This window comes from Xylocopilactobacillus apis (assembly GCF_033095965.1).
GTDB lineage: Bacteria > Bacillota > Bacilli > Lactobacillales > Lactobacillaceae > Xylocopilactobacillus > Xylocopilactobacillus apis.
On the sequence record NZ_AP026801.1, the window covers coordinates 440,337 to 453,939 of the forward strand.

Consider the following 13,603-nt stretch of genomic DNA (forward strand, 5'->3'; position numbering starts at 1 on the left):
AAAAAAAACAGTAAAAAAGTATAGTACAATATATTACGAGCTTTTAATAAATCTTTAAAAAAGGAGGAATTTATGAAGTTAAAATTAACGGGTTTAGCTGGTACGACTTTGTTATTGCTGTCGCCTATTACTAGTGCGTTTACTGCTATAACTCCCGTACCGGTTAAAGCCGATAACAACTGGGACTACGATCTAGAAGCTCCGGGTCTCAGTGAGTATGATCGACTCTTACAAAACGCTGGCCCTAGTGATGGTATTGTTGATTGGCATCCAACTAAAGATGCTCTCAGTGATCATCCAACTGGTCAGTTGTTGGTTAAACAATTGATCGATCTTTCGATTGCTACTAATGACAGCAGCTCTAATGCACGAAAAATATTATTTAACGATACAATGGGAAATAATATTGATGAAAGCTATAAAGATAAGTATGGTGTTGCTTTAGGATTCATAGCTCAAATCCTAAACTTTAACAACGCTAAAAGCGGAATCGGTGCTAAATTAGAACAAGCTGCAGAAAAGGGTGATGGTTTTGATCCAGAGGATTCAAATGGGGGAGCTGTTCTCAGTGGAAAAATTCTGGATGATCCAACTGGTAAGGGATTAGGTCATAATATATCTGATATATTAGGCAGCGCATTCTTTGGAAATGCTGACGATGCTTATGCTCAGATTTACCTTAATGGTTACGATAATGTTGCGCAGAATGAGGCGAATATTATTCGTGAATCGACAACAAGTATTACAATTGTTGCGCAAAGTAAATCGACTGGTAAAAAGGCGACAGCTGTTTTCAAGTTGAACAATAAGACTCTTCCTAAAACGCTTAACGGTTATAAGTTAAACAATTATGTTGATGGAAGTCTTTATGCTTTAGAAAAAGATAATGGTAATCGTGACATCGCAGGACTTAATTTGACCACTGCTTCTCAAAGTGTCGTCAATAATCTTAAGATTACAAATAACTCTGTTTATTGGGTTGATGGCAATGGAGATGGAACGATTGTAGTTCCACGCGGCACAACTGCTAAAGAAATTGCGAAGTTAATTTCAAAGAAGAAGTTAGCTTCTAATAATTCTTTGAAGGATACTGCTCCGATGAAGGCTGTGCAGGGTGGAGACGAGGCCCATTCTTATGAACATAAGAATCAAGAAATCAGTTTAAATGGAAATTTCGACACTTTAGTTAACGGGGCAGCGACAATTGGTCATAGTATGAAGGGGCCTGATAAAGATAAATCAGGATTTATTGAGTACAATAATCTTTTTAACCAATCTGAGGGTTGGTTTGGTCACAGTAATCATATGTGGGATACTAATACAGAATTTCGTGATAATTTTACTAGTAAATCGGCTTCAAAGGTTCCTAATGCCAATGAATTAGAAGCTAGTCCATTTGTAAAAGATCCCACTTCTGTTGAAATTCAGGATTACATGAAATCTAACAGTGACTCAGGAATTCAAAACGCTGCAGTAGTTAAATCATCTGATGATAAAAGTAATATTGGTAAGGTAGGACATTTATTTAGTCCAACGAATTACACTAAAGAAGCATATGATGCCAACCATTTTGTAAATGGTAGTTCGCAGCTTAAAGATGAAACCGAAGTTGCAAAAAGTATTGTAAATAGCGGAAGCTTTTCAAGTACAGATACTAATTCAGGAGTTAAGAAGAGTTTTACTTATGAAGCTCCTGTGAATAGTTGGCTGTACAAGTCTTATAACAATCCTTATTCAACTGTTGTAAGTAGTCAAGGTGCAGAAAGAACTAACAGCAATAGTCTTCAAGGAGACACCATTAAACCACAAGAAGCTGTTGATTTTAATGACCCAAATAATGAAAAGTCGGACTTAAATTCAGATACCAGGCTAGAATTAAACCCAGGTACTGCGCAAGTTGTTTATACTGGAGAAAAAACCGGGACAGGAAGAAAGATTTATTATTACGTCGGAAGTTTTGATAGCAATGGAACGTTAAAAATTCCAGTAAAATCACAATATTTAGATGGAATAGATTTAATAGATTCTTTTTCTGGTAAGTATGGGGTTGTTGGCACTGAGGGTTCGTTGGAAGATGGTGATCTCGGCTTTATAAATTTAGATCCACAAGGTTATCTTTCACCAGCGGCATTTACCACCATCTCATCGGAGATAGATAATAATGTCTTTGGAGATGGAAAGTCATTGTCTGGTAGGGATGAAAAATTATATCCATTAGTAAAAGAGAAAAAGTCTAAAAGTCAATCAATGTTTTTTGTTCAAACTTGGGATAAGAATGTTGTTTCGTCAACAGGGGCCACTCCGTTGATTTATAATAATTTAGCGGCTAGTGCTAATTCTGTTCTTGGTCCAGGAACAATTGGTAATGTTGATTCACCTAACTTTGTCTCAAAATACTACATTGAAGGTTTTATTGAGATAAATCCTAACGGCACAGATAAAGAGACCTCTGTAAAATCTTATGCTGTAAATTATCACGCAGTTCAAAGCAGTGATTCGAAGAAGGCTTCTTACAACTCTAATCTCTACAACAATCCTGAGGGTGAATTTTCAAAAACTGGTAATCATAAAAATAACAGTCGCTTTTTCGTATCACAAGATTTCTCTGTAGGACCAGTTTCAAGTGACATGGTGTCTAAGACTGGTGACAGTACTGTAGATAGTGATCCAAGTAAGATTCTTGAAACAGTTGTTAAAAACAGTGATCCTTCTAAGAATGATGATAATAAAAAAGTTACTGATAATGGAACTGATTCAGCTAAAGCAGAATTTACAGCTGAAAGTGGTTATAAGTTAGTAGATCTTAAAGATGCAGCTGAAAAACAAGGTGTTTCTGTTGATGCATTGGCAGGTGAAGTAGCTAAAGTTACTGGTAAATCAGTAGATACTGTTAAGAGTACTAAGTGGTTAGAAGCGTCATTACCTCGAATTAGAGAGAATGCTGGAACGGTGCGCATCAATGTTGTAGTTTATGACAAAGAAGCAGTTGCAGCTCCTGCTAAGCAGGATACAAAACCATCATTCTCTACAACAGATGTATCTAGTGGTAATGATCCATTTAACGTTAATCTTCGTCCTTATACAACAACGTATGATGATGGAGCAGTGTTAACAAATGCTAATGTACCGCAGAACTTCAAGAACTTATTGAGTAGAGTTCTTATTGCAGGTAATCCTGATTTTGTTGATGCGAGCGGTAAAGTTTCAACAAATAAATTACAGCAGACCCTTGTTAGTTCATTCCTTGGCAGCTGGCAGCAGAATGATGGCAGCTTTAAGCAGACTGACGCAGGCGTTGGTGTAAGTTCACCGCTTTATATGTATGGTGGTTTCGGTATTAGTAATTCAGACAGCAAGAATTCATATATCCAATGGCCTAAAGGATACACTGATAACAGTGGTGAGTATAAAGATGCAATAAATAACTTCTCAGGCGATTTCTATCGCGGGGGAAATGATTTAAAGACAGTTGATGGTAAGAGCACAATTAAAGGTGTTCCATTCACTGCCGTAACCGCAGATGTCAGCAAATTAGATATCACAAAAGCAGGAACATATCCAGTCGTTTATACCTATACTAATCCGGACAATGCCAAAGACACTGCAAGCATTACCGTACCAATAACAGTAAGTGATGCGTCAGCTCCTGTATTTGCCTTTCAGGGAAGCACTGATTCAACAATTAATGTTGGTGACAGCTTCAATGAACATGAATTCAAGGTCGTAGGTTCATGGTCAATCTTCAACAACTATGGTGGAGATTACTCAAAACTTCCAAACTATGAAGGCATCGCAAAGAATGGTGACGGGACTCCACAAGTAACAGTTACAGGACTTGTTGATACACACACCCCTGGTATTTATCAGTTAACCTACAAGGCAACAAGTATTAGTGGTGCAAGTACAACGATGATTAGAAACATTACTGTATTGCCAAAAGAAGCAACAACAGACTGGACAATCACTGATATGAAAGCAGTAGGTTATATCAACTATGTTCCAGGATATGGCATCATGGTTTATAATGCACCAGCAGGTGGAGCAACTGGTCAGAGATTAGCACATGCTACCTCTTGGAAGATCAGTCAAAAAGCTGTTGATGGCAAAGGGAACTTATACTACCGAGTAGGTAAGAACCAATGGATCAACGGTAAGTATGCAACATTCAGTCCAATAAATACAATGACTCGACTTAATGGGGAAGTAACAATTAACTATAAGAAGGGTTATGGAGTTAATTTATGGAAGAGTGCAAGTACGACAAATGGATATTATTATGGTAGGAAATTAAAACATGGCAGCAAGTGGAAGACATCTGGAAAACAGAATGGCTTTTACAAAGTTGGAAGGGATCAATGGGTCCAAGGAGAGTACGCAAAATATAAGGCAAAATAAAATATAGATTTAAATTCATTAAATTTAGAGTTCACTTTTATAATTCTCAATCTTTTTGTATAGTACAAGTTAAGCAGTGGAAGGGGCAACATACCGGCTACTGCACAAATCAAAAGAGACTCGGGGCAACATACCGAGTCTTTTTTTTTGCAATTAATGAATGGAAAAGTCAAAAATTGATTATATATCTTTTGCTCATAATAAATAACTCATCATATTAGAGAGAACGATTTAGGCGATTACCTTTTTTTACATTTTAAATTGTAAATTTCAGTTTGAGTCGTAAACCCTACCTTTTGATATACATGATAGGCAGCTGAATTATTTTGTTCAACGCCAATAACAAACGGTAGGGCCTTTCTAGCAGTCAAAATTTGCATGACTTCTTTTATAAATTTACTTCCCAGTCCTTGATTACGGTATTTTTGAGAAATCAACAAACCAAAAAGATAGTAACTTTTATCTCCAACGTCAACGCTGCAAAGCCCAGCTGGAACACCCTCGTTTTCTAGTAAATAGTTAAGGGTGGTAGAACTTTTAATGCCTTCTGATAAATATTGCTCAGCTTCGCGAATTGAAACATCATCAAAGGCCTCACAATACATTGGGATTACAGTCTTTAAATCAGATTCTTGGAGAATTCGGACTGAAAGATTTGAATCGATTGTGAACTTGTCAGCTGTTGTTTTGCACATTTGAAATTCACTATCTTCTTCTTTAATCTCAAGTTTAGTATTGGTTAAAAAATCAGGATTTTTTTCAAGAAAAGATTTCTCTGTATAAAAGTTAAAATCATGATATCCATATTCATGCAGCACTTTTTTACCCGCTTCAAGTAATTTTGTTCCGATGCCTTGACGTCTTTTATCGGGTAAAACATAAATATTGACATCAACTGATTCGTCGGGTTCCTCATCAGCGTATAACATCATAAATCCTACGAGATTTTGATTCTCTAGAGCCAGAAAGAAGGTTGGCATTTCGGGAAAGTAATTAAATTGATTACTAAGGTAGGGTTCTCGGTAAGTTTGATCGAATTCCTTAACTTGTTTAATTAAATCATCAACTTGATGTTTTTGATCTTTAGATAATGTAGTTAGTTCAGTAATTTTCATATTTAATCTTTCTTCTTTGGCATAAAGAGTCCGTCATCAGGATATCGAGGGACTAAATGTACGTGACAATGCATAATAGATTGACCACCATAGTGACCGTTATTTACTAATAAATTGTAACCTTTGGGTTGATATTTTTGATCAAGTAAAACTTTTGCCTCTTTGATTAACTCATTAATTGCAATTATTTCAGGCATTGTTAACGAAAAATATTCAACCGTATGTCGTTTAGGGATCACTAATAAATGACCAGGATTAATTGGATGAAGATCCCAAAAAGCGCCTGCAAGTTCATTTTGTATTATAAAATCTTGATTTTCCTTTTGACAGAAAACGCAGTTTTTATCTTTCATGTCTTTATAATATCAAAAAAAGCTTACCAATTGGTAAACTTTAGCTTTGCTTTGGTATTAATGTTTGTTGATGGGAAGTCTTCAACTTTTCTTTACTAACCCGTGCTCTTAATGCCCAGAGAATTGATGCAGTATCAACTACTTCTTGCAACAATGCTCCAATAATAACTGGAACGACTCCAGTAGCACAAATTAGCTCTAGAGCGATACAGATCACAATGCCAATCATGACAGATTCACGGGCAATTTTCATTGTGTAGCGGGAAATATCAACTGCATTTAAAAGAGTATGAATATTATTTTTAACAATCACTACGTCGGCAGTTTGAGATGCTGCACTAGCTCCAGTTGCACCCATTGCGATTCCGACATCAGCCGCTGCAATTGCAGGTGCATCGTTAACTCCATCTCCTACCATAATCAATGGTCTTTTAGCACTTGGAGCTTCTTTAACAAGTTTAATTTTATCTTGCGGTTTACATTCAGCATAAACGGTATTAATTCCAAGCGGCTGAGCTACTTTATATGCAGTATCCTTAGTATCTCCGGTTAACATTGCAATGTTTGTAATGCCAACAGCTTGAAGATCCTTGATTGTTTGGGCAGATTCAGGACGAACTTGATCAGCTAGAAGAACGTAACCTTTGACAATCTCATCGATTGATAAAAAGACCTGTGAATGATCGGTATTTTGAAGATCATATTTTTCTATTTCACTTTGTTTGTTAGTTACAAAACCAAGACTGCCGACACGGATATGATGAGAATTATAGAAGGCTTCAATGCCTTGACCCGTTAATTCTTTAATTTGATCAAATTCAATTTTATTGTTAAATCCTTGGGTTAAAGCAAAACTGACGATCGCTTTGCCCATGACATGATTTGAATTAATTTCAAGATTATAAAATAGTTTTGTCAGCTCTTCTTTTGATAAATCACTGGTTGTGACAAGGTCTTTGACATTTAATTCACCTCGAGTGAGAGTACCAGTTTTGTCAAAGTACGCTGATTTAGCTTTTGCCAGTTTTTCGAGTGCAGTTCCAGTTTTCAAAATAATCCCGTGGCGGGTAACGCGGCTCATACCTGATACAATAGCAACCGGGGCGGCTAAAATTAAAGGACAGGGAGAAGCTACTACGACTACTTGAACAAAACGGTGTGGATCTTTAGCAATTACAGCGGCCAAAACACCAATTAAAACTGAAATGATGGTAAACGGTAAAGCATACTGATCGGCTAAACGAACAAATCGGGCTGGCTTTAGGTTGGCGGTCTGAACTAAATTAACCAAGGTTTGATACTGGGAATCTTTAGCAAGTTTTCCGGTTCTAAGATAAACTGGTCGATCGGTATTAACAGAGCCAGAAATTAATTCATCATTAATCTTGCGATTAATAAGTTTTGATTCACCAGTCATCGTCGATTCATCGAAGCTGCTTTCGCCTTTAGTAATGATTCCATCTACTGGAACAGCTTCACCTGGCTTAATTAGTAAAATTTCGCCAATTTTAACCTCCTCAGCGGATACATCTGTAATTGTTTCTCCTTTGACAATATGAGCAATTTTAGGCGAATTATCTAAGAGCATTGAAAGATCGGCGCTGGCTTTCTTGGAAGCAAAGTCTTCAAGAGAATCACCGCCCGTCAGCATGATCAAAATAATTAGTGCAGCCCAGTAGTCTTGCGCTATAATTGTGGCAGTTACTGAAATAATTGCTAGAAGATCGACACCGAAGTTTCCGCTTTTTAGAACTTTAATCATCTCGATTAACATCGAAAAAGCGATGATTGTTCCGGCAATAATGATTAAAAGATTGGCTGCAGTTGGAAGCTTAAAAGCAAACGTTAAGATTAATGAAGTAAATCCAACTCCCAGCACGATTAAGAATTTTTGTAAATTAGTAATTTTAATTACTTCCCCTCTTTGTAGTTTAGAATCATTCTAAAACACAGAAAGAAAAATTGCAAGTAAACTAATTTATAGGGAGAATTAAAGTATATTTTAAAAAGGAAAGAGGATTTTTGTGAAAAAAGGGACAACTATTTTAACACTTGATAATGGCTATCATTTATGGACAAATACTCAAGGAGAAGGGGACATTCATTTATTGGCATTACATGGAGGACCTGGGGGGACCCATGAATATTGGGAAGATACTGCTAAGCAGTTAGCTCAGCGGGGACTGAACGTTCAGGTTCATATGTATGATCAATTAGGTTCATTTTATTCCGATCAGCCCGATTTCAGTGATCCGAAAAATGCTTCGATTTTAACTTATGATTATTATATAGATGAAGTTGAAGAAGTAAGAAAGAAATTAGGATTAGATAATTTTTATCTGATTGGTCAAAGCTGGGGCGGCGCTTTAGTTCAATTATATGGATTAAAGTATGGAAAGCATTTAAAAGGTGCCATTATTTCTTCAATGATTGATAACACCGAAGAATACGTGGCAGCTGTTAATGCTAGAAGAGCAGAGGTTTTAAACCCAGATGAACTAGCTTACATGAAGAAAATTGAAGATGAAAAAAATTGGGACGATCCTAAGTATCAGAAATATGTAGATAAACTTAACGATCAGTTTGTGGATCGAAGAGAAACTCCCGCAATCAGTCATTTAATTGATACAATGGCAACAGATGTTTATGGCGCATTCCAAGGGGATAACGAATTTGTTGTTACTGGAAAGTTGAAAGAATTTGATCTGCGTGGAAAATTAAAAGATCTCTCAATGCCAACATATTTGGTATTTTCCGATCATGAAACAATGCCGGTTGATGTTGCCAAAAGAATGGAAAAAGATATTCCAAGATCTCGTCTTTCAATTACACCAGATTCAGGACATCACGGAATGACAGACAATCCTAAGCATTATTATGATCATTTAGCACAATTTATTACTGATGTAGAAAATAATAAATTTTAAATAAATCAAAGTTCGAATAGGAGGTGAATAGTAATGAAAAAATTCAAACATTTAATAGCATTTATCAGTCTCTTTTTAGCAGTATTTGTTTTAGCAGGCTGTCAAAAAACTGACAGCTCGAAAAATACTTCTAAAAAAGAAGAACGAGTTTGGCGGGTAGCGGCCGGAGATATGCTGCAGTCAATGGATAGTTCAAAATTTTTTGATCAAAACAGTATGCAGGCAGTAAATAGTGTGATGGAAGGTCTTTATTCATATCATGGATCTACAATTAAACCGGCGCTTGCGACACAAATTATCAAGCCCTCAGAAAATGGTTTGAAATACGTATTCACGCTTCGAAAGAATGCTAAGTGGAGTAACGGAGATCCTGTTACAGCGGATAATTTTGTTTTTGCCTGGCAGCGGACAGTAGATCCTGCTACCAAAGCTCAATACAGTTATTTGTATTCCGGAATCAAAAATGCCGATGCGATTATGAAAGGTAAACAAGATCCGTCATCACTTGGGATTAAGAAATTAGATAAATATACTTTTTCAGTTGAATTAGAGCGAAAAATTCCGTATTTTACCTCACTAATGACAAATACTCCATTCTTTCCTCAAAATGAAAAAGTCGTCAAAAAATATGGCAGTCTTTATGGCACTAAAGCAAGTAGAGCAGTCTACAATGGCCCGTTTGTTTTAACAAAATGGAGTGGGTTTAATAACAGTTGGAATCTTGTAAAAAATAACAATTACTGGAATTCATCACATGTTTATTTGGATCGCATTGAATACCAAGTGGTAAAAGATCCCAATACAGCTATTAATCTATTTGAAAATAAACAGCTGGATGATGTTGTTTTGAATGGACCTCTAGCTAAACAAAAGAAAAGTGATCCAAACTTTAAATCTCGTAAGCTTACTAGAACGATGTATTTAACATTTAATCAAGCAAAGAACAAAGCTTTAAAAAATGTAAAAATTAGAAGAGCCTTAAGTTTGGCGGTTGACCGCAAAAATTTAACCCAAAATATTTTAGGTGATGGTTCATTTCCAATTCATGTTTTGGTTCCGTTAGGCTTAGCTGATAACCCTAATACTAATGAAGATTTTAGCAAAAATCTTAATCAAACAACTGCTAAATATTCGAGCTACGATTTAAATCAGGCTAAAAGATTATGGCAGGAAGGGAAAAAAGAAACAGGCATTGATTCAGTTTCTTGGACGATGCTGGGAGAAGATAACGATACAAATAAGAAATTAATGGAATATTTCCAAGGACAGCTCGAACGTTTACCAGGTTTAAAAATTAATATTCAAGCAGTTCCCCATAAAACTCGGTTACAACAAGGTCAAAATGGTCAGTTTGATCTTATGACAAGTCAAGTGGCGGCAGATTTTCCAGATCCAGTTGCAATATTAAATGTTGAAACAACAGAAAATGTATATAATTTTGGTCATACCTCTAATGCAGATTACGATCGTTTAATTGCGCAAAGCAATCGGGAATCAGATCCTAACAAACGATTTGATGAAATGAATCAAGCTCAAGAAATTTTATCACGCGATCAGGAGGCAGCTCCGATCTATCAGTTAGTAGAAGCTCATTTAACAAGAAGTTCACTTAAAGGTGTAACTTTTACTCCTAATAATCTTTTTAATTATGTAGGGGCAAAACTCGATGGAAAATAGAATTTTAAATTTTTCTGGCAGTGTTAATCTTCGTGAAATGGGAGGTTATCCGACGCAAGATGGTAAAACAATTCTTTGGCATAAACTGCTTAGATCAGGTGCCTTAAGTAATTTAGATAAAAAGGGGCAAAGCGAATTAGTTGATTATGGAGTCAAATATGATCTTGATTTTCGTTCTCCAACAGAACTAAAAATATCTCCAGATCCCAATTTATCGGGTGTTAAGTATGAGCATTTACCAGTTTACAGTCCCGATAGCAGTTCCATTTCTTCTTGGAGATCGTTCACCAATTTAATTAAACATCACCATAAATTTACCCCAGCGTCTGATATTGGAGGTATTTATCAGAATGTTGTATTAAATGAATACAGTCAAAATACTTATAGCAAGATGTTTCATCTAATGTTAGAAAATAGTGAACCAAATCAATCACTTTTATTTCATTGTTCAGCAGGACAGGATCGAACAGGGATTGGTGCAGCATTAATTGAAAAGCTATTTAATGTGCCGGATCAAATAATAATTGAGGATTATTTACTATCAAATATGGCCTATACTTCTAGAACTTCAGAAGTATTAACGAATGATGATGTTGATGAATTTATTAATCAAATGAATTTGTCTGATGTTCAGGCTAATAACATCACTGTTATTTTTAAGGCGATTGATTATTTTTACGGCAGTTTTAAGCAGTATGCAAAAGACGCTCTAAAACTGAGCGAATCAGAAATTACCGATTTAAGAAAAATCTATCTTAAATACTAGATAGAAAAAAAGAGTGCTGATATTTAGGCATTCTTTTTTTGCGATTAAAAAAAATACTAGATCTTGTAGCTGAAATGAAATGGCTTAAAAAAATACCTATATTTTGGTAGAATGGGATTAGAAATTTGAATTGGGAGATAGAGGATAATGCTTGAATTAGAAAAAAATCAAACTAAAACTTTAGGAATTACAATTATTAAGCGTGATGGTCGGCAAGTTAATTTTGATCTTAATAAGATTACCCAGGCGATCATTAAAGCAGCTAGAAGTGTAAATTCTGATTTAAGCCCAATCGATTATCAAACATTTGAGGATGTTACTTCTGATGTTGAAGCTGAAATTAAAGAGCGCTTTCACGATAATGTTAAAATCTATGAAATTCAAAATATCGTTGAACATGTCCTTTTAGCGCATCATCTTTATAATGTAGCAAAAGCTTATATTTCTTACCGAACTGAAAAGGATTTTTCTCGCAATCAAGCAACAGATATTAATTTTACAATTGAAAAACTTTTAAAAAAAGACGAAACGGTTGTTAATGAGAATGCCAATAAAGATAGTAACGTTTTTAATACTCAACGTGATTTAACAGCCGGGACAGTTGCTAAATCGATTGGTCTAAAAATGCTGCCGCCTCAGGTTGCAAATGCCCACTTAAAAGGCGAAATTCATTGGCATGATCTCGACTACACTCCTTATGAACCGATGACAAACTGTTGTTTGATTGATTTTAAAGAGATGTTAACCAATGGTTTTAAAATTGGAAATGCAGAAGTGGAAACACCTCATTCAATTCAAGTTGCAACCGCTCAAATGGCCCAAATCATAGCTAATGTTGCATCAAGCCAATACGGCGGCTGCTCATCAGATCGGACTGATGAACTTTTAGCACCTTTTGCGATGAAGAATTTTGATAAGCACGTTCTCGAAGCTAAAAAGTGGATTGATGATCCTCAAAAAAGAGAAGAGTACGCAAAAGAGCGCACCGTTAAAGATATTTATGATGCCATGCAGAGTTTAGAGTACGAAATTAATACTCTTTATTCATCTAATGGTCAGACGCCATTTACAACCTTAGGTTTTGGTCTTGGTACAAGCTGGGCAGAACGTGAGATTCAAAAAGCCATTCTTAAAGTTAGAATTGATGGATTAGGAACTGAACATCGAACAGCAATTTTTCCAAAATTAGTTTTCACGCTAAAACGGGGTTTAAATTTAAATCCGGAAGATCCAAATTATGATGTTAAACAGCTTGCAATTGACTGTGCAACTAAAAGAATGTATCCGGATGTTGTATCTTATGATATGATCACTAAACTTACAGGCTCATTTAAAGCTCCAATGGGCTGCCGTTCTTTTCTTCAAAGCTGGAAAGACGAAAATGGACAGGATGTTGAATCGGGCCGGATGAATTTAGGAGTTGTTACGATTAATTTACCGCGGATTGCAATCGAATCTAAAGGTGATCAGGATAAATTCTGGCAGATCTTAAAAGAACGTGTTGATATTTGTCGTGATGCATTAGTCTATAAGGTTGAAAGAACAAAAGAAGCAACTGTTCAAAATGCCCCAATTCTTTATCAATACGGAGCTTTTGGCAAGAGATTAAAGCCAACTGATAAAGTTGATGAACTTTTTAAGAATAGCAGAGCGACCGTTTCTTTAGGCTATATTGGATTATACGAAGTGGGGACAGTCTTTTACGGCCCAGAATGGGAGCCGAATCCCGAGGCAAAACAATTTACAGTTGATGTTGTGAAATACTTGCACGATAAATGCGAAGTTTGGGAAGAAGAATATGGTTATCATTTTTCAGTTTATGGGACTCCCGCCGAGTCTTTAACTGATACATTTTGTCGAATTGATAAGGCCAAATTTGGTAGTATTCCAGATATTACGGATAAAGATTACTATACTAACAGTTTTCATTACGATGTCAGAAAAAATCCAACCCCATTTGAAAAATTAAAATTTGAAAGTGAATATCCCTATTATTCAAGCGGCGGATTCATTCATTATTGTGAGTACCCTAATCTAAAACAAAACCCAAAGGCATTAGAGGCAGTGTGGGATTATGCCTATGATTTAGTGGGATACCTGGGTACTAATACTCCAATCGATCAATGTTTTAAATGCGGATTTAAAGGAGAATTTAAAGCAACTGAAAAAGGCTTTAAGTGTCCAGAATGTGGAAATACAGATCCAGCAACAGTTGATGTAGTTAAAAGAACTTGCGGTTATCTTGGAAATCCAAATCAACGACCGATGGTTCATGGACGTCATGAAGAAATTTGTCACCGAGTTAAACATTTGACGCTTGGAAATGATCAACTAACAGGTGTAGACAGTTAAATAATATTAAAGTACATG

General features: G+C 35.9%; 8 protein-coding genes. 5 read left to right on the forward strand and 3 right to left on the reverse strand.

All coding sequences use genetic code 11. The features are described from left to right. The first annotated feature begins 72 nt into the window (after window positions 1–72). Window positions 73–4,395 (forward strand): immunoglobulin-like domain-containing protein, encoded by a 4,323-nt coding sequence (locus tag R8749_RS02045; protein ID WP_317697538.1) that lies wholly within the window; start codon window positions 73–75, stop codon window positions 4,393–4,395. Between the two features lie 239 nt (window positions 4,396–4,634). On the opposite strand, the gene R8749_RS02050 is transcribed toward R8749_RS02045, so the two are convergent. Genes R8749_RS02050 through R8749_RS02060 form a run of 3 tightly spaced genes read right to left on the reverse strand, consistent with a single transcriptional unit; the run spans window position 4,635 to window position 7,742 of the window. After that, window positions 4,635–5,510 carry a GNAT family N-acetyltransferase gene (locus R8749_RS02050; RefSeq protein WP_317697540.1) on the reverse strand — a complete coding sequence of 292 codons (876 nt, stop codon included), beginning with the start codon at window positions 5,508–5,510 and terminating at the stop codon, window positions 4,635–4,637. 2 nt (window positions 5,511–5,512) lie between these two features. Next, on the reverse strand, window positions 5,513–5,863 hold the full coding sequence (locus R8749_RS02055; protein ID WP_317697542.1) for an HIT family protein: 351 nt from the start codon (window positions 5,861–5,863) through the stop codon (window positions 5,513–5,515). Between the two features lie 40 nt (window positions 5,864–5,903). Beyond that, on the reverse strand, window positions 5,904–7,742 hold the full coding sequence (locus tag R8749_RS02060) for a heavy metal translocating P-type ATPase (RefSeq protein ID WP_317697544.1): 1,839 nt from the start codon (window positions 7,740–7,742) through the stop codon (window positions 5,904–5,906). Window positions 7,743–7,887: 145 nt separating this feature from the next. On the opposite strand from R8749_RS02060, the gene R8749_RS02065 reads away from it, so the two are divergent. From R8749_RS02065 to nrdD, 4 genes are all read left to right on the forward strand, one after another. Beyond that, complete coding sequence (locus R8749_RS02065; RefSeq protein WP_317697546.1) at window positions 7,888–8,790, forward strand: proline iminopeptidase-family hydrolase; 903 nt, start codon at window positions 7,888–7,890, stop codon at window positions 8,788–8,790. Between the two features lie 33 nt (window positions 8,791–8,823). After that, window positions 8,824–10,467 carry a peptide ABC transporter substrate-binding protein gene (locus R8749_RS02070; protein WP_317697549.1) on the forward strand — a complete coding sequence of 548 codons (1,644 nt, stop codon included), beginning with the start codon at window positions 8,824–8,826 and terminating at the stop codon, window positions 10,465–10,467. Continuing rightward, complete coding sequence (locus tag R8749_RS02075) at window positions 10,457–11,233, forward strand: tyrosine-protein phosphatase (RefSeq protein WP_317697552.1); 777 nt, start codon at window positions 10,457–10,459, stop codon at window positions 11,231–11,233. Before R8749_RS02070 ends, R8749_RS02075 begins: the two co-directional genes overlap by 11 nt. Window positions 11,234–11,380: 147 nt before the next feature. After that, entirely contained in the window at window positions 11,381–13,585 is a 2,205-nt protein-coding gene (gene nrdD / locus R8749_RS02080; RefSeq protein WP_317697554.1) for an anaerobic ribonucleoside-triphosphate reductase, read from the forward strand. Window positions 13,586–13,603: the final 18 nt, after the last annotated feature.

Coding starts and splice junctions, on each gene's coding strand:
- R8749_RS02045 (WP_317697538.1), top strand. CDS start 73: ATGAAGTTAAAATTAACGGGTTTAGCTGGTACGACTTTGTTATTGCTG.
- R8749_RS02050 (WP_317697540.1), bottom strand. CDS start 5,510: ATGAAAATTACTGAACTAACTACATTATCTAAAGATCAAAAACATCAA.
- R8749_RS02055 (WP_317697542.1), bottom strand. CDS start 5,863: ATGAAAGATAAAAACTGCGTTTTCTGTCAAAAGGAAAATCAAGATTTT.
- R8749_RS02070 (WP_317697549.1), top strand. CDS start 8,824: ATGAAAAAATTCAAACATTTAATAGCATTTATCAGTCTCTTTTTAGCA.
- R8749_RS02075 (WP_317697552.1), top strand. CDS start 10,457: ATGGAAAATAGAATTTTAAATTTTTCTGGCAGTGTTAATCTTCGTGAA.
- nrdD (WP_317697554.1), top strand. CDS start 11,381: ATGCTTGAATTAGAAAAAAATCAAACTAAAACTTTAGGAATTACAATT.